The sequence below is a fragment of the Methanobrevibacter sp. genome (assembly GCF_045577275.1).
In the GTDB taxonomy this organism is placed as follows: Archaea; Methanobacteriota; Methanobacteria; order Methanobacteriales; family Methanobacteriaceae; genus Methanobrevibacter.
In genome coordinates this window covers 1-17931 of the sequence record NZ_JAZNIB010000318.1, presented here as the reverse complement: position 1 = coordinate 17931, position 17931 = coordinate 1, and the positions used below count along the sequence as shown (strand labels likewise).

The 17931-nt window shown below is 33.4% G+C and carries 11 protein-coding genes and 1 other RNA gene; 6 read left to right on the top strand and 6 right to left on the bottom strand.

Annotation, left to right across the window (positions count from 1 at the left end; all coding sequences use genetic code 11):
- A partial coding sequence (locus ACKI67_RS09135; RefSeq protein WP_407463222.1) for an ArsR/SmtB family transcription factor occupies window positions 1–210 on the bottom strand: 210 nt, incomplete at its 3' end.
- A 655-nt stretch (window positions 211–865) separates the two neighbouring features.
- Here ACKI67_RS09135 and ACKI67_RS09130 point away from each other — a divergent pair.
- The 6 genes from ACKI67_RS09130 to ACKI67_RS09105 all read left to right on the top strand — a co-directional run bounded on the left by ACKI67_RS09130 (window position 866) and on the right by ACKI67_RS09105 (window position 9546).
- Window positions 866–1471: a nucleotide exchange factor GrpE gene (locus ACKI67_RS09130; RefSeq protein ID WP_407463221.1), complete on the top strand. Its 606-nt coding sequence runs from the start codon at window positions 866–868 to the stop codon at window positions 1469–1471.
- 193 nt (window positions 1472–1664) lie between these two features.
- Entirely contained in the window at window positions 1665–3563 is a 1899-nt protein-coding gene (gene dnaK / locus ACKI67_RS09125) for a molecular chaperone DnaK (protein ID WP_407463220.1), read from the top strand.
- 421 nt (window positions 3564–3984) lie between these two features.
- Window positions 3985–5148 carry a molecular chaperone DnaJ gene (gene dnaJ, locus ACKI67_RS09120; RefSeq protein ID WP_407463219.1) on the top strand — a complete coding sequence of 388 codons (1164 nt, stop codon included), beginning with the start codon at window positions 3985–3987 and terminating at the stop codon, window positions 5146–5148.
- Between the two features lie 438 nt (window positions 5149–5586).
- Complete coding sequence (locus ACKI67_RS09115; protein WP_407463218.1) at window positions 5587–6348, top strand: 6-carboxyhexanoate--CoA ligase; 762 nt, start codon at window positions 5587–5589, stop codon at window positions 6346–6348.
- A gap of 33 nt (window positions 6349–6381) precedes the next feature.
- Window positions 6382–7602: an aminotransferase class I/II-fold pyridoxal phosphate-dependent enzyme gene (locus ACKI67_RS09110; protein WP_407463217.1), complete on the top strand. Its 1221-nt coding sequence runs from the start codon at window positions 6382–6384 to the stop codon at window positions 7600–7602.
- Window positions 7603–7929: 327 nt separating this feature from the next.
- Window positions 7930–9546, top strand: a complete 1617-nt coding sequence (locus ACKI67_RS09105) for an ABC1 kinase family protein (RefSeq protein ID WP_407463216.1) — start codon at window positions 7930–7932, stop codon at window positions 9544–9546.
- A 208-nt stretch (window positions 9547–9754) separates the two neighbouring features.
- Here the strand turns inward: ACKI67_RS09105 and rnpB are convergent.
- From rnpB to ACKI67_RS09080, 5 genes are all read right to left on the bottom strand, one after another.
- Window positions 9755–10035: RNase P RNA component (rnpB, locus tag ACKI67_RS09100), an RNA gene on the bottom strand.
- 126 nt (window positions 10036–10161) lie between these two features.
- Window positions 10162–10503 carry a DUF2149 domain-containing protein gene (locus ACKI67_RS09095; protein WP_407463215.1) on the bottom strand — a complete coding sequence of 114 codons (342 nt, stop codon included), beginning with the start codon at window positions 10501–10503 and terminating at the stop codon, window positions 10162–10164.
- A gap of 30 nt (window positions 10504–10533) precedes the next feature.
- The gene (locus tag ACKI67_RS09090; RefSeq protein ID WP_407463214.1) at window positions 10534–11178 is read right to left on the bottom strand and encodes a MotA/TolQ/ExbB proton channel family protein; all 645 of its coding nucleotides are present in this window, start codon (window positions 11176–11178) and stop codon (window positions 10534–10536) included.
- Window positions 11179–11226: 48 nt separating this feature from the next.
- Window positions 11227–11934: a DUF2162 domain-containing protein gene (locus ACKI67_RS09085; RefSeq protein WP_407463213.1), complete on the bottom strand. Its 708-nt coding sequence runs from the start codon at window positions 11932–11934 to the stop codon at window positions 11227–11229.
- 417 nt (window positions 11935–12351) lie between these two features.
- Window positions 12352–17688: a cobaltochelatase subunit CobN gene (locus ACKI67_RS09080; protein ID WP_407463212.1), complete on the bottom strand. Its 5337-nt coding sequence runs from the start codon at window positions 17686–17688 to the stop codon at window positions 12352–12354.
- Window positions 17689–17931: the final 243 nt, after the last annotated feature.

The window sequence follows — 17931 nt, the reverse complement described above, 5'->3', positions numbered from 1 at the left end:
TGTTGAAGATGTCAAGATACCTACATCTTCCATAGCTCTTAAATGTTCAATGATAGCTTTCTGACCTATTTGGAGCTCTTGAGATATTTCACTAACAAATCTTGGCTCTTCCCTTAAAAGATCCATGATATCACGTCTGGTTTTACAACCCATAACATCAAGAATCGCTTCCATATCAACATCATTCTGTTGACCTTGATTGTGTTCCATATTTTGACCTCCATTTCTTAAAATATATAATTATAAAATAGCATTTATTGTTTAATATGAAATTTTATTATGAATTTTTTTCTTAAAATCATGTTATTATTATCTTCTTTTTATTATGACTAAAAAAAATTCATAAAACTTTCTACAATAAAATATAAGTCATAAGTATTATATTAACTTTTTGTTACTAAAAACCGAAATCTTTATATAACATTTTGTTACTATAATAAGTATAGAGAAAGATAACATTTTGTTACTTTAATATAAAATGACAAAATAAAATCTAAATCCACTGGTCATTTATCAAAAGCAGAACTTTAACAAATCAAAAACTCAAATTTCTGCTGATAAATGACTTAAAACAAAAAAGTTATTGTAAGAAACCTATAAAATTCTAAAATATGATAACAAAACGGATAAAACACAAATCAAAGAATATTTCAAATCCTCTTTAAAAATCACACTATAAACAAAGATTTTTTAGATTTAATACATGCCCTAAATCTAGAAAACATAAAACACAATTTTCTATTAACCCATATGATAGAAAATCCTAAAATCTAAACTCTTTGATTTAAGTCATAATATTAAAGGAGCTTATCGCTCTCTTTCTCTTTCATTATTACTTTATGATAAATTCATTAAAGGTGAAAATGTGGCTAAGAAAGAAAAAGAAGAAAAAGAAGACTTAGAGATTGAAGAAGAAGATCAATCCAAAGTCCAAGAAGATGAAAATCCTTCTGAATCTGAAGAATCTTCACAAGATGGAGAAGATGAATGTGAAGACGATGAATTAGCTAAATTGAAAAAAGACCTTGAAGCAAAAGATGAAGAAATCATAGAGCTAAAATCCCATATTCAAAGACTTCAAGCAGACTTTGATAACTTTAGAAAACAAAATGATAAGCAAAAGCAAGATTTGATAAAATTTGCAAATGAAGGACTTATCGTAAAATTCCTTGATGTCTATGAGGATATGGAAAGGGCTCTTGAAAATTCAACTAATGAAGAAGAACTAAGAGAAGGTTTAGAGCTAATCTATTCAAAAATGAAAAATACTTTAGAAAAAGAAGGTGTAGAAGAGATTCCTGCAGTGGGAGAAAAATTCGATCCATTCAAACATGAAGCGTTGCTCACTGTAGACAGTCCAGATCATGAAAACAATGAAATCGTTGATGAACTTATGAAAGGATACACCTTAAAAGATAAGGTTATCAAATACTCTAAAGTAAGAGTTTGTAAAAAAGCTAAAAAGGAATAGAAGTTCAAAAATTAAAAAAAATAAAATTCATACTTACAAATTATTAATAAATAATTTCAAATCAAATATTCTTAAAAAAAAAGAATATTTGAAAAACCAAAACTCGACTCAAACATTTGAAAAAATGTTCGATGAATAAAAAAAAAATCAAAATAACCATTTAAAAAAAAAATCAAGTGTAAAGGTGAAAAATATGTCTGATACTAAAAAAGAAAAAATTATTGGAATTGACTTAGGTACTAGTAACTCTGCAGCATCTGTACTTGTCGGTGGTAAACCAACCGTTATCCCAAGTGCAGAAGGTGCAAGCCAATATGGTAAAGCGTTCCCAAGTTATGTAGCATTCACTGAAGACGGACAACAATTAGTTGGTGAACCTGCAAGAAGACAAGCTGTAACCAACCCAGAAAACACCATTAGTGCAATCAAAAGGAAAATGGGTACTGATTACAAAGTAACTATCCAAGGAAAACAATACACTCCACAAGAAATCTCTGCAAAAATCTTGCAAAAGATCAAAAAAGATGCAGAATCCTTCTTAGGAGAACCTATTGAAAAAGCGGTTATTACCGTACCTGCTTACTTTGACGACAACCAAAGAACTGCAACCAAAGACGCAGGAACTATTGCTGGTCTTGATGTAGTAAGACTTGTAAACGAACCTACCGCTGCAAGTTTAGCATATGGTATCGACAAACAAGATGATGACGATGATGTAAACATTTTAGTATTCGATTTAGGTGGAGGTACCTTAGACGTAACCATCATGGAATTTGGTGGAGGAGTATTCGAAGTACAATCCACCAGCGGTGACACCCAACTCGGTGGTACCGACATGGACAATGCAATCATGAACTACTTAGCATCAGAATTCAAAACTGAAACCGGCATTGACTTAATGACTGATGACCAAGCAGTACAAAGATTAAGAGAAGCAGCTGAAAAAGCAAAAATCGAATTATCCACTACCTTAACCAGTGAAGTAAACTTACCATTCATCTGTATGGGTGCAGACGGCAAACCTCACAACCTCATTAACAACTTAACCAGAGCAAAATTAGAAGAATTGGTAGATCCTATCGTAAACAAATGTGGTCAACCTATCAAACAAGCATTGGATGATGCAAAAATGACCAAAAACGACATTAACAAAATCATCCTTGTTGGTGGACCTACCAGAATGCCAATCGTACAAAAATTCGTTGAAAACTTCATTGGCAAACCTGTAGAAAGAGGAATTGACCCTATGGAATGTGTAGCAATGGGTGCAGCTATCCAAGGTGGAGTACTCGCTGGAGAAATCAAAGACTTAGTTCTCTTAGACGTTACCCCATTATCCTTAGGTATTGAAACCTTAGGTGGAGTATCAACTACCCTTATTGAAAGAAACACTACAATTCCTGCTAAAAAATCTCAAATCTTCTCAACTGCAGCTGACAACCAACCTTCAGTAGACATTCACGTAGTCCAAGGGGAAAGAAAAATGGCAGCAGACAACACCACTCTTGGAAGATTCCAATTAGTGGGAATACCTCCTGCACCAAGAGGAATGCCTCAAATTGAAGTAACCTTCGATATTGACGCAAACGGTATTATAAACGTTACTGCTCAAGACAAAGGAACCGGTAAAGAACAATCAATTACCATCACTTCCTCTACAAAATTAACTGATGAAGAAATTGAAAAAGCAGTTAAAGAAGCAGAAATGAATGCTGAAGCAGATAAGAAGAAACAAGAAGAAATTGAAGTAAGAAACAATGCAGACTCTATGATTTACACTGCAGAAAAAACCATCAATGAGGATGAAATCAAAGACAAAGTCTCTGATGACGAAAGATCCAACATTGAAAGATTAGTTGCTGAACTCAGAGAATTAATCAGCGGCGATGACATTGCAGCAATCAAAGAGAAAACAGATGAACTTACCAAAGTAGTTCAAGACATCGGTGCAAGAATCTACCAAGAAGCTGCAGCAGCTCAACAAGCAGCACAAGATGCAGCTGGAGCAGCAGGTGCAGACCCTAACGCAGGAGCTGGACCACAAGATGATGATGACGGCACTATCGATGCTGAATTCGAAGAGAAAAAATAAATAAATCATAACTTATTATAGATTAAAATTAATTTTAATCTATTTTATTTTTTGATTTATATCATGTTTATAACCTCTCAAAAATAATAAATTGAATTCTTTTAGACATTCCTCCTTAAAAAAATTCTTAGCCACTATACTCATTCAATGTCTAAAAAGAATTCTTTTTATTAAAATATTAGAAAAATAAATTAAATTTAAATATTAAAATTAACTAATAATTTATTTAGTAACCTATTATTAAGTAAAATTTAATTAAATTATCAAATCAAGAATATCTCAAAAATTCAAAACAAATAGTTTAATTAAATTTTAATTAATAGTTTTATACTATTTTTAAAATAATTGAAACAAATATGAAATGGAAAATAACTTTATTCTAAAGAGATAATCAATCATAATAATTTTTATAGGTGACGAAATGGCAGAGAAGCGTGACTACTATGAAGTTCTCGGAGTAGATAAAACTGCTGATGAGAAGGAAATCAAAAAGGCTTATCGTAAATTAGCTAGAAAATACCATCCTGACGTTGTGGAAGATGATAAAAAAGAGGAGGCTACTGAGAAGTTCAAAGAAATCAGTGAAGCTTACGCTGTCTTATCCGATGAAGAGAAAAGAGCAAGATATGATCAGTTTGGTCATGCAGGTATGGAAGGCTTCTCTAACGAAGACATCTTTAGAAACGTAAACTTTGAAGACATCTTCCAAGGATTTGGAGGAGGTGGAATAGAAGACATCTTCGATCTCTTCGGATTTGGTACAGGCCGATCCAGGTCCCGCAGTGCTGGGCCAAGAAGAGGAAGTGACATCTACACCGAAATTCAAATTACCTTAGAAGAGGCAGCAAATGGTGCAGAAAAAGAGATAACCGTTAGACACGATGTATTCTGTCCTGTTTGTGAAGGTTCCAAAGCAGAACCTGGAAGTGAAGTTGAAACCTGTCCTGCCTGTGGAGGTACCGGTCAAAGAAAACAAATCAGACAAAGCCTATTTGGACAAGTCATGAATGTTGTCCAATGTGGTGAATGTGGAGGTACCGGTAAAATCATCAAAGAGCCATGTCACAACTGTAAGGGTAGAGGAACCATCAAGGAAAGCAAAACCCTCAACATAAAGATTCCAGCAGGTGTTGAAAACGGAAACCGTTTAAGAGTATCCGGCGAAGGAAATGTTGGTGATGTTGGTGGAGGAAACGGAGACCTTTATGTGGAAATCTACATCAAAAGACATGAATACTTTGAAAGGGATGGAGCTAACCTTTACTATGAAAAACAGATCAGTTTCGTCCAAGCAAGTTTAGGTGACACCGTTGACATTCCAACAATCAATGGGGAAGTTGAGCTTAAGATTCCACCTGGAACCCAAAGCGGAACCACATTCAGGCTAAGAGACCAAGGTATGCCTTACATGAGACGTGGTGGCAAAGGTAACCTTTATGTAAACATTACCGTTGTTGTTCCTCAAAAACTCTCCAAAGAACAGAAAAAGCTCTTGATCCAATTCGGTGAAATAAGTGGAGACGAAATCAAGGTCTACAAAAAAGGAATCTTTGACAAGGTCAAAGATGCCATCAACAACCCTTAAATAAAATCTTGTTCTAAAATGATGTTTAATTACTTAAACATCTAATTCATTTTTTTATATTTTTAATTTTTCGATACAACTATTTTTTCTAATTTTATATTTTCAATTCTAATTTTATATTTTTCAATACCAATTTCATTAGCTATTTTTAAAAATTCTACTAAAACTTAAAATTTTTATCCTCGTATGTAGATACTTCCAGATGAAAATAAATAATTTAGAAAATCATTCAATTTAATAAGAGTTATCTATAATTAAAATATAGTTTGCCCATCAAACTATCATTTTAAATATATCTTAAACCAATTAAGTTAAATTAAAATTTTCAGCAAAAAATCTTTATGTCAAAATAGGCATTTTCATATTAAATTCATATTAAACATTAATATTATAAAAGACAAATAGATTATAGTAAAAATTTAAGATAGGCAAGATCATATGATGTACAGTATAAAAATGCGATGTTCAAAAGGTGGCCCTCATGAAAAAGGAGGCAAACACATCTCAGGAGCAGAACGTATTTTAAGAGAAGATGAGATTGAAGAGGAGTTGATAAATGTCTATAGAAGGGCAATCACTCATGAAAGAGGAAAGCCTGATTTCATAAACCTCAAGATTGAAAAGATAGATGAGGATGACATCATCTACAAGAAAAGATTGAACATAAATCAGCATCAAGTAAATTCCATAGAGGAAGGATTGAATCTTGCCAAAGACATATTGAAGGAAAATTCAGTTAGCGAAGAATCTGCAGACAATGCAATTCAAAATTTGCTTGAGCTTGAAGAAAGCATGCATGGAGCAATGCTTTTCGATAAGGACAGCGGAGAAAGAATAGATGATAATGGAATCAAAGGAGTCAGAGTAACTGGAATAGCTAGTGCAGACATAAGCAAATATAAGGAATCCTTAAAAAATGATGGAAGGGAAGGACTGCACCTTGAAGAGGCATTGATTCTTGCATCCAAAATAGCAAGCTGCAAAGGGATTGTAGCGGAATTATGCTGGTCAGATGATCCAAGCTATGTCATAGGATATGTTGGGACAAAAGACAATTATGAACGTATCCCTATCTTAAAGGAAGAAGGAAATCCAATTGGAGGAAGAGTCTTCTTCGTTGATTCTAATCAATTGAATGATGATTACACTTTAGATGATTTGATAGACTATCTTGAAAATCAAATCGTGCTGATTGAATAAATAAAAAAAATAAAATTAATTGATGATGATATCATGAATCCGAATCTTGAAAATGAACTTAAGGAAGAACTTGATGAACTTGAAAAGAATGATCTTCTAAGAACAGTAGATGACTTAAGGTTTATCTCTTCTACAAAGGCCATTGATAATGATGGAAATGAATTTCTTGTATTTGGAACCAACAACTATCTTGGATTAACACATCATCCCAAAGTAATGGAAGCATGTAAAGATGCAAGTGAATATGGAACCGGTTCAACTGGTTCAAGGCTAACTACTGGAGCTTCTTTTGAAGCTAGAGAGCTTGAAAACAATATCTCAGAGTTTAAAAACACTGAATCCACACTTATTTTTAATACAGGATATATGACTAATTTAGGAGTGATTTATGCACTTACAAAAGAAAATGATGTCATATTCTCTGATCAATTGAATCATGCAAGCATTATAGACGGAACAAGAATCTCCAAAGCAAGTGTTAGAGTATATAAACATAAGGACACTTCAGATTTAGAGAATCTTATCAAGAAAGAGATCGAATCAAACAATGAACCAAATAATAAATCAAATTTCTTCATAGTTTCAGATGGAGTCTTCAGCATGGATGGAGACATTGCTCCACTTCCAAAACTTGTCGAAATAGCTAATGAATACAACTGCACTCTCATTATCGATGAAGCTCATGCAACTGGAGTAATCGGCAAAAACGGAAGAGGTACAGTTGAATACTATAGGAATAAGACTGGAATTGATTTAACTGACTCTGTTGATTTGCAAATAGGAACATTAAGCAAAGCACTTGCATCTGAAGGGGGATATGTAAGTGGAAAGCAAGTCTATATAGATTATCTTATAAACAAGTCAAGACCATTCATATTCTCAACAGCACTTTCACCATCTACAATAGCTAGTGCTAATGCTGCATTAAACTTATTGAAAGAAAATAGTGAAGAATATTTATCCAATTTAAATGAAAACACAAGACTTATGAGAAATCTCCTTAATGATGCAGGATTGAATGTGGTGGATGGAGAAACACCAATCATACCAATCATCATAGGTCCTGCAGAATTGGCAAACAGATTCTCTAAGAAGCTAGAAAAAGAGGGAATTTTAGTATCCTCCATCCGACCGCCATCAGTTCCTAAAGGCGAAAGCAGATTAAGATTAACCATAATATCCACCCATACAAGAGAGGAAATCAAATCCACTGCAAACACCATAATAAAAATAGCTAATGAACTTAAAAAATAGGAAAAATAAAAAACAGTATTTTTCCTAAAAAAATATAAAATTATTAAAATTAATAACATCCACAACGCTTAAAAGTTTTGAATATTCTTAAAAATATCTTGTTATTTATTTTTTTATTCTTAAAAATGAAAACTGTAAATTATTTAGATATTAAGTTAATTAATACTTAATTGTTTAAATTTTTACATGTTAACTATTAATTCTATTAAGATTATTTTTATATATTGTCCTAAAAATAATATAATCATGCCCATTTTATGGATTTATGAGAATAAAAAAATTTATTCGTATATTTAATGAAATCTAAAACTTTTTTTTGTGATGCAAATGGATAAAGAAATGAAAAACCGTATTCGAGAAATAACTGCCACTATGCGAAAACATGGTTTTGGCGAACTGTTGAATAAAACAATTAAAGAAAAGATCCTTCCTTCAAAAGAGGAAGAGTACAATATATTATTAGACCCAGAGCTTCCGGTAAAGTTAAGAGTGATGTTTCAGGATTTAGGCACCAGCTTTATCAAATTGGGCCAGCTATTAAGCACTAGGCCAGATATGGTTGGAGAAAGGATTGCAACTGAATTTGAAAAACTACAGGACGATAATCCACCTATTACCTATGAAGAAGTCAAAAAAATAGTTGAAAGGGAACTTAATGGAAATATTGACGATTTATTTTCAGAGTTTTCAGAAGAAAGTCTTGCAACCGCATCAATTGCCCAAGTTCATGAAGCTAAATTAATTTCCGGAGAGAGAGTAGCTGTTAAAGTTCAAAAAGAGGGCATTGCAGATTCCCTTGAATATGATATAGCAATTATGAAACATCTAGTATCTCAAATTCATAAGCATAACGATGAATTCAGGAAATACAATTTACCGGGAATGATTGATGAATTCGACTATAATATTCATATAGAAATTGATTTTACAAATGAACTTATCAATATGAAACAGTTGGATGAAAATTTTTCCGAAGATGAAACCATACATATTCCAATAGCTTATTCTGATTATAGCACCTCAAAAGTTCTTACTATGGAGTTTATTGATGGAACAAAAATGCATGATGTATATCAAAGCGAAGGAGAAGAATTTGACAAACCACTTCTCGCAAAGCGCACCATTGAGTCTTTTATGAAGCAAGTGCTGATTGATGGATTTTTCCATGCCGACCCACATGCCGGAAACCTAATCGTTTTAGATGACAATGTTTTATGCTATATTGATTTGGGATCAGTTGGAATTCTTGATGATGACTTTAGAAAAGATCTTTGTGACTTATTGATGATGATTGCAGACAAAGATGTCAACGGCTTGATAAATCAGTTCATTTATATGGGTGTCCTTGAATATAATATGGATACCACTACCCTAAAACGAGACCTTCGTGATTTATTCTTTAGATATTTTGCTCAAGAATCTAGAGGACTGAATGAAGCATTGATGAGACTTCTTGACCTTATGCAGGATTATGGTATTGTTCTTCCTAATGAATTCGTTTCAATGGCCAGAGGAATATCAATGATTGAATCTGTTGGCACTGCATTAGACCCTAATTTAGACGTCATTGATATCATTGAACCAATTGTCAAAGAAGTAATGCAAGAAAGAATGAACATAAAAGAATCCATTGGAAACAAAAAGGGCAGTTTGGTTTACTATAAAAACATGCTTAAGTCACTGCTGCCTCTTCTGGCAAATACCGTTCATAAAATAAACAATGACGATATGAAAGTCAGGTTTGAAATTGAAAGAATCGATCGTATTGTAAGCAAATTTTCATTAGTTGTAATTATTGCTTCACTTTTGATGAGTTCTTCAATAGCCTTGACAATTACCAGAGGTCCAATGTTATTTGACATGCCTTTAATTGCTGTTTTAGGTTATATTGTAACATTTATTCTTGGTGCCATATCTGTTTTAAATTATTTGTATCAGCGCTAAGATTTTAACATCTTTTGCTGTGTGGATGAGATTGAAAGAATTGATAAAAATAGTATGCTGTTTAATTAATAACAGATGTGCTGTTTTAATTTTTGTTTCTTTCAATTTCCTTTTCATTGATTTTAAAGAATTTAATAATAATGATAATTTGTAAAAAAAATAAGCAATTTAAGACCTTATTTAAGGCCAAGCAATCTGATTTTTAATGGTATGCCGAGAGTAACCCACATTCTGTTTTATACAGCATTCATCTTAGCGAACTACTTTGCTTCCCTTAGAGGTCATCAGCACCTTTGTTCTTGCATCCTGTAGATTGGCCGTTTCACCGATTCCTTTAATGTCCATCAGTCAAGCATCATTGTCATCCATCAAAGGCCGTGTCGTTTCTGCTCCAGAGTCATACTTCTCAGCATAAGTCTTTCAACTTTACAGTCTATACGATGTGCGGAGTTTCCCTAGTTATAAAACCAGCAGCTGTCTTCGGCTTACCATTAAGAATATTTTATTTTTTATAGTATAAATAATTAAAACAGCTAAAAAATTAAAAAAGTAAAAAGCATGAAAAAGTAAAAGTAAAAGAAAAAGAAAAATAAAAAGAAAAAGTTAAGAGGGAAACTATCCCTCAACCATAATCAACTTACCTGTCGAAGAGTCTCTATAAACCTTACCCATCTCGGTATAGCCTTGGCCAGAACTATTGCTTACATCAGGAGTTTCATTTAATTCCTGACCTTGATCCAATTCAGTCACCTGTTGCATATCCTGCATCATTTGCTGCTTTTGCTCTTGAGTAATATCATCATTAAAGACAATGCTTTGCATATTCCATGAAATAACCAAGAATACAAGCAATCCAACTGCAATAACCAGCATTGCATCCACAAGGTTTGCAGCACCAGCCATTGGATCCTCTTCTTCACCTTTATTTAAACGTTTATTTGATTTATGACGTGCCATAATATCACATTACCTAAACCAATGCCAAATTTATTCGTTTAATCTATCCAACACTGCTTTAGATAAAGCATCCAAATTGGACAAATATTGTTCATACCATCGTCTTCTGACTTTGGAAACAAAGTAAGCCACTGCTCCAGCACCAATACCCACTACAGTTGTATCAAAAGCTACAATAATCGCATTGGATAATGTGCTTACATCTCCACTGCCTAATGCAGCAAGTCCTGGACCCATAGGTATCAATGTACCCATCAAACCAAGGGTAGGCCCAATTTTAGTAATGATATCTGTTGTCTGAAGTTTTTTCTCAATAATGTCTTCTTCATTTTCGATTAATTTTTCAGCTAAAGCTTCTCTTGAGTCTTTCTTTAACTCTCCAGACCTTGCAATATTAACCAAAACCCTTTTTTGATTTTTTGGAATTTGGGCAGTTTTTATAATGCTTTCCATTTCACTTTCATCTTTAGAACGAGATATTGAAAATATTAAATCCTTGATTAATTTAACGGGTACTTTCTTACGAGAACTGTATTCTGATATAAGGCCTCCGACAGTAATTACAGCATACAATGCAAATAACAATAAAAATATTATTACTGGTATCTGTAAACTTTGAGAAACAACATTTAATGCTGAAGTTAATAAATCACTTCCGGGAATCACTGTTACCATTTAAAATCACCAATAAAAAATTAAAAAAATTAAAAATATGAAATTGAATTAACTTAAAATATTTCTTTTTCTTGAAAATACTGCACCGATAACAATCAAAAGAACCAATGCAATGACAGAACCGATCAAGCTGTCCATTGAAGCTATGCCAATTGACCCCATAGACTTGTTCATAATTGCTGCAATGTTAGGAATGACCAATGCAGACAATAGGAAATAGATTCCTAAGAAAAACATGAAATTTCCTAAAACAATTGGATAAGGCTTGTCAACATATCTGATAAATATGTTTGATGCATAGTAAGTTATGATGATGGTTAAAACCAACGCCAATGCCACATATTTACTTAAATCTACAGCCCCTAAACCAACAGTTGGAGCAACCAACAATATGCTTACAACAATTGATCCGAAACAGCAAGGACATGGAGCTATAACAGCCGCACATGTAGCTGCGGTAGTGTTCTTTTCAAAAACTTTCCATTCCCTAATTGTGAATATGCCTGCCAATATCATGATGACAGCCATCAGTATAAAGAAAAGAGAGTTGTAAGTATAAATCAATTCAGTAATTTCATTTGTGTAATGTGAAGAAATTTCAGCAAGTATCAAAACTCCAGCACCATAGCCAAGACAGACGGTAGCCAAATATTTTTTTGATAAGTTAGCCAAACCAACTGCAAGACCTAGCTTTATACCAAAAACCAGCACTGCAGCCAAAATTCCAAATTGCCACAACATACTAATTGTATCCATAAATCTCACCACAAAATTTTATCATATTTTCCTTTTAGGATATGCAAATTCAAAATATCCCATGAAAGAAAATAATCATTATTTACCTTATATGCCATATGAGAAAAATTTACTCGTGATTGAAATGCAAGGGAAATAATCATTATTTCACTTTTTATAAATGGAATAAATGTGAACTATTTTTATCACTTATTTTTATAATGGGAATAAAATTTGAATATGAGAATTATCATATTTCATTAATAATTGGCCCATATTCAAAATTTGAAAAATAATGAATAATCATTATTTACCTTCAAAATGAAGAAATAATCATTATTAACACTATTTTTCTAGAAACTCAAAAAAATAAAAAAAAATAAAAAATAAAAATTTTATTTTTTTAAAAGACAATGCAACCAAAAATGACATTAGAGATCATTTGTATTCAAAATCATCATCCATATCATCATAATAGTCATCATCATCGTTTTTGTTTCTGAAATAACCTAATCCTATCAATAGGACCAAACAGATTACACAAACTATGATTGCAATAGGCATGCTTACATCCTTAGGTGCTACAGGAGTGCTTGTATGTTGAGTGACTTCCATAGCTCTACCATCACCGGCAGCATCAGGAGTTCCTGCATCCATATCACTGTCAGCATCTGCTTTTCCTTCAACATCCATACCTACACCAGCACTTGAACTGGAACCAGGAATTTCAGTATTTCCTTGGGAACTTTGAGATTTGGTACTTGAACTGCTGTTTGTTGGAACAGTTCTGGATGTATCATTTGATTCAGTAGAAGTGTCAGTTGTCTGGCTATCGATCTCTGTTGCATTTGAAGGCAAGTCAGTAGCATTCTGCAAGAATTTTGGATTCAATGTTGCATTATACAATGTTGGCAATAATTTTGCAAGCAAATCAGCATTGACATATTTCAATGCCCATTCCATCATAGCAACATTACCGCAACTGCAGTCACAACATGCCACACCTTTAGCTATGGTTGATTGAGCCCAAGTGTTTGCAATGTTCTTAATGGTAGCCTCATCAGCATTCCAGTATCCTTCATATGCAGAAGTCAACATGGTACCGCTTAATGAAATCAAGGAATATGCATTATTGCCTGTTTTTAACCATTCCTTAACTCCTAAACCGTATTTATCCAAATAATAAGTGTCATATACATTATCCCAGACGGATTCGGAAACAGAAGAAGGTCTTGTAACTTGCCATCCTAATAAATTGGAAATGAATTTATTGGATATGTATCTAGCACCGCTGTATCCTTCTTGCATCATTCCTTTAATCCATTCAGGATTCAAATATCTTGTATTCAACTCATTATAGAAAACTTTTTCAAATGAAGAGACATATGCATTTTCCTTATCTGCATACATCAAGACATTCATTGTAGGAGTTTTATTGGTTAAATATGCCACAGTCATGGAGAGACCTCCCCAGTAATCAAAGAAGTCATCATTATCCAATACACCATATTGATTGGTGTTACGGCTGACAACAATGTGGTCAGTGTTTGATAATGCTCTCATGAAAACGACAGGGTCAGTGTCACCCCAGTAGTATTTGGAATACATATTACCCATTCTGCCAATGTAAAACTCAGACAGTTCATCTGTATCGTTCCAAGTCCATGACATGGATACCAATTTGGAAATACCTGCACCATAATCTCCATTAGGAGGTGCAAATATACGGGTAATTGCATTTTCACCAGCTTGGGTGGTGTTATAACCTAAGCTTAAGTAATATAGGCAGTCTTCAACCCAATGTTTTGCTACATAATTGTCTTCCAATGACTCGGAAGCAAGCCCTTTATAGCTAACGCTTTTGGCAATGCTAGTCAATGCCTCTTTTAATTGAGGGCCATATTCACTATCCATAAGAGTTTTGTTCTTAATGATTGTATTATAAGAACGTATCAAAGCCATTCTATATGCATTATCTAATAAACGAGCTTGAGAACTGTATAAATCTCTGAATAAACCACTTGTAATTACAGTCACGTCTATTCTTTTATTAGCCCATCCTTCAGGACGTGTCAAATCTTTCAATTCAATCACAGCTGGAAGGTCTTCAACTTTCTTACCGGTTGGAATTCCTTCCTCATCATAACCTGCACTTGATGAGTCATGCCAAACAGGTTTCATTCCAAGCAAGTAAAGAACTGCAGATACCAAAGCACCATCGTCTCTGGCAGTTTCTACACACCAAATACCCATAATGATTTTTTCGGTTGTATCATCCAAATCTGCCAAAGTCAACAATGTTAAAGTTTTGGCATAATCCCAAGCTTCCTGTGTTGGAAGTTCAGAGGATTGATCCTGGAACATGTTTGCACCAGTAGGAAGTACCTGAGGCACAGTTACACTTTCCCCACCGATATTTACAGGAATATAATGTCCATTCAATGCAGAAACCATAGCATCCAATTCGCCATCTATACATTGATTGTAGAGATCAATGTAAGTTTTAGCTATGTTTAAAGACTCCATAAACTCTAAACTATTTAATCCTACAGTTTCGCTAACTGCATTGACGTCACCATAAATCAAATCACGGCAAATCTCTACAGATTTGTTCAAGACAATCTCTCTTTTCAAAGGAGATAAGCTTGAATAATCACTTGAATAATAATAATTCGCAAGTTGATCCAATAAATTGGTTTTCTCGCCGTTTATTTCAAAGCTGTGAGATGCGATAATTGCAACAGTGTTTGCCAAATCTTCATCAGTCCATTTTTGACCGATTGCATGAAGTCCTAATGGATATAATGTGTCTTGAGTATTTTTCAGGAAAGTTTCCAAAGCAGGAATCAATGATTCCACACTGGAACTGTTTATTTCAAGTTCAGACATTCCAATAGTGAGATAATAATCATTTTTAATGACTATGTCCTTAATCTCTTTAGATAAGGCATCTTTTGCATTTACATCATTGGCATTGGCATATTCTTCCAATAAATTAGCCAATACAGTTAAATTACCATATAAATGAGTAAATGATTTTGGAGAGTCCAAATGAGAAATCAATACTGCAAAACCTCTTCTTTTAGCTTGAATTGCTTCAGCTAAACCATCAGTAATATAGAAATATACTTGAGGAACCTTGCCTACAACAATGGATCCGTAGTCATTGTAAGATAAAAGAACTTCCTTACCCGGCAACCATTCGTGTGTAGCGTGTCTTCCAACAAAGACCATTGCATTTGAATGTCTGGTTTGCATATAATAATAAGCAGCCAAATATTGATGGGTTGGAGCAACTGCAGTACAATGATAAAGGTTTTCAATATTAGCTTCCCAACCTCTTTGAGGTTCAGGACCAATGAATACATTACCAAAAGTCAAACCAGGAATGACAAAATAATCTTTTCCATTACGGTTTACAAGCATGATGTTTCCTGGAGCTTCACCCCATCCATTCAAACCGGATATGTTCAAGGCTTTAAACTCATCATAATATTGCAAGAATTCATTGTAATATTCAATTGAAGAAGTGTTGGCATAAAGCTTCAATGATTGAACAATATTGTCCAAGACATTTGTAGCAGCCACTGCCTGGTCATCAGGAAGCAATGCCTTAATCTGATTATACCAATCGGATACCAATGCATCCACTTCATCAGTATAATTCATCAATACAGCCTTTTTGACAATTTCTCCAATGTATGCAACAGGACCTTCGGTGACTTGCAATTTCACAACATCATCCAAAGAATTGAACCAAGCCATGTACTCCTCTGCTGGAAGAAGAGTGACACCTGATCTGTTAGCTAATTTTTCAACTTCTCCAGGAGCCCAATTAGCTACATTGATACCGCAGGTTAACATCATATCTTCAAGTTCAGAAACATTGCTTGGCAGATCAGTTACATTATAACCTTCAGCCTTTAAAGTTAAAAGCATGTTGTAAACACTGGTGATTGCATCCAAATAACTTGCTCCTATATTCTGTTTTCCAGGAGGATAATTGTAATATACAATTGAAATCATCTTATCGATGTTCGGTGTATATTGCAAATCAACCCAAGAATCCACCCTGTCAACCAATAACTGAATGTTTTTCTCTACAGGAACAAATGTCAAGATGGTCGCACCGGTTTTATTGGAAGTGTAGGAATCGACTCCTCCCACATAAGTTGCATCAAAGATTCCTTGGGATTCGGCAATGGTTACATGCCACCATTTGTCACTTTTAGTGGTTGTCAAACCAATAGGACTTAATTCCCATTGCTCATTGGTAATGTACTCAGAGTGAACAGCCCTGAATACAGGAACATTTGCATCTTCAAAGAAATTGGTGGCATTGGTGAAATTCTCACCACCAACACCATAAGCAACCATTGAGATGATTGCATCGATATTGACGTCAAATTGTTCAGGATTCTCCAGGAATCCGCTAACATTGGAACCTGCATTTGTCCAATATTTTACCATGATGTTTAACTGTTCCGCACTTCCTGCAGGACAGTAAATAGGAATTACATTGTATCCCATTGTTTCCAAATGTTTAGTGATTGAATTCACCAAATCCAATTGTTGGGATTGAATATACATTGTACTTTCCAATATACCAACTGTGCGTTGATTTGAAACATTGAAAAAGGTTGCAACATATTCATCCAAGGAATACCATCTATCTCTAAAAATTCCAGAACCTTGAACTCCTGTAAAGTTAGGATTTTCATAATCACAAGGATATCCTAAGAAATTAAGAGTGCATAATATTTCATTTTTCAAATTGCTTTTATCATTGATGTCCTTATACAATACTAATTTATTGAAGAAATCAGGGAATGCATCACCATTATCATTTATATAATTAGCAATTGTTTCAAAATTTCCTCCTCTTTTAGTATTGTTGAAGTAGGATATCAAATCATCATTGGAAGTGCTTAGAAATATTTTTTCAAAATTGATTGTGGAATTTCTTACTAAGTTCAATGAGGTAGATGAGGAATCTGTATTGCCACTAGGAGGCTCTAATATAAGGAATACCTTCTTATTAGATAATTCCGGATATTTGCCTAATAAATTGGTTAAAACTGCATCTACATTGGAACTTACCCATTGGCCTAAGAAAGCATCACAGGAACTCATTAAATCGTATAATTCCTCTTCAGACATCACAGTCACTTGAGATGCGCTTCTGATATTTATCACTACATTGGAAAAGTTCGGATCATCCAATATTTCACAAGCGGCGGTGTCAAAAAGATTGTTTCCAACAGTATCACTTACTATGAATATATTATAGGAATCAGCATCTTTTAAAGAGTTTTTTATAGGATTGCCGATTTCCAAATCCGCTTCCTCATCAAAGACAAGTTCTTCAATTTTCATATCATTTGAATCATCATCATTTAATTCTTCAGAACTTTCATCTCCTAAAGAATTGTTATTATCAGAAACTAAATAACTTTCATCATCTAAAGCAGAGGATACAGATGACTGCATATCCAAATCTGAACCTAAATTTTGAGTAGAATATTCATTAGAAGATTCTTTCAAATTAGCTTCAAGCTTATCTGATGAAATTCCATCCTCAACATCCCCAATTTCATTAATTGAATTAAAATCAATGCTTTGATCACTTGGACCGATAACATTTAATTTTAAATTGGAATTATCCCCAATGCCATTGGCATCAGTCAAATCCATATTATCTGCAGATATGGATTGGGGGACAATTAGAATCAATAAAATTAAAGATATCAAAAATATTCTTTTATTAAGTTTCATATAATCACCCATATAATAAGAAAGCATTGAAAGAACATATTGTTTTAAAGTTGGATAAAAAACTTAAAAAAATTTCAAGCATAAGAAATATAAAAAATTTAAGTTGAATGAACAACTAGAAAACTAATAAAATAGTTCAAGAAACTTTCTTATTATGATAAATAATTATATAATTTTTATATAAATATATTTCGAAGCAATTATTACTAAATCGGATATAAAGGTCAAAAAAGTAATAATTTT

Coding starts and splice junctions, on each gene's coding strand:
- ACKI67_RS09090 (WP_407463214.1), bottom strand. CDS start 11,178: ATGGTAACAGTGATTCCCGGAAGTGATTTATTAACTTCAGCATTAAAT.
- ACKI67_RS09110 (WP_407463217.1), top strand. CDS start 6,382: ATGAATCCGAATCTTGAAAATGAACTTAAGGAAGAACTTGATGAACTT.
- ACKI67_RS09115 (WP_407463218.1), top strand. CDS start 5,587: ATGATGTACAGTATAAAAATGCGATGTTCAAAAGGTGGCCCTCATGAA.
- ACKI67_RS09105 (WP_407463216.1), top strand. CDS start 7,930: ATGGATAAAGAAATGAAAAACCGTATTCGAGAAATAACTGCCACTATG.
- ACKI67_RS09095 (WP_407463215.1), bottom strand. CDS start 10,503: ATGGCACGTCATAAATCAAATAAACGTTTAAATAAAGGTGAAGAAGAG.
- ACKI67_RS09085 (WP_407463213.1), bottom strand. CDS start 11,934: ATGGATACAATTAGTATGTTGTGGCAATTTGGAATTTTGGCTGCAGTG.
- dnaK (WP_407463220.1), top strand. CDS start 1,665: ATGTCTGATACTAAAAAAGAAAAAATTATTGGAATTGACTTAGGTACT.
- ACKI67_RS09080 (WP_407463212.1), bottom strand. CDS start 17,688: ATGAAACTTAATAAAAGAATATTTTTGATATCTTTAATTTTATTGATT.
- dnaJ (WP_407463219.1), top strand. CDS start 3,985: ATGGCAGAGAAGCGTGACTACTATGAAGTTCTCGGAGTAGATAAAACT.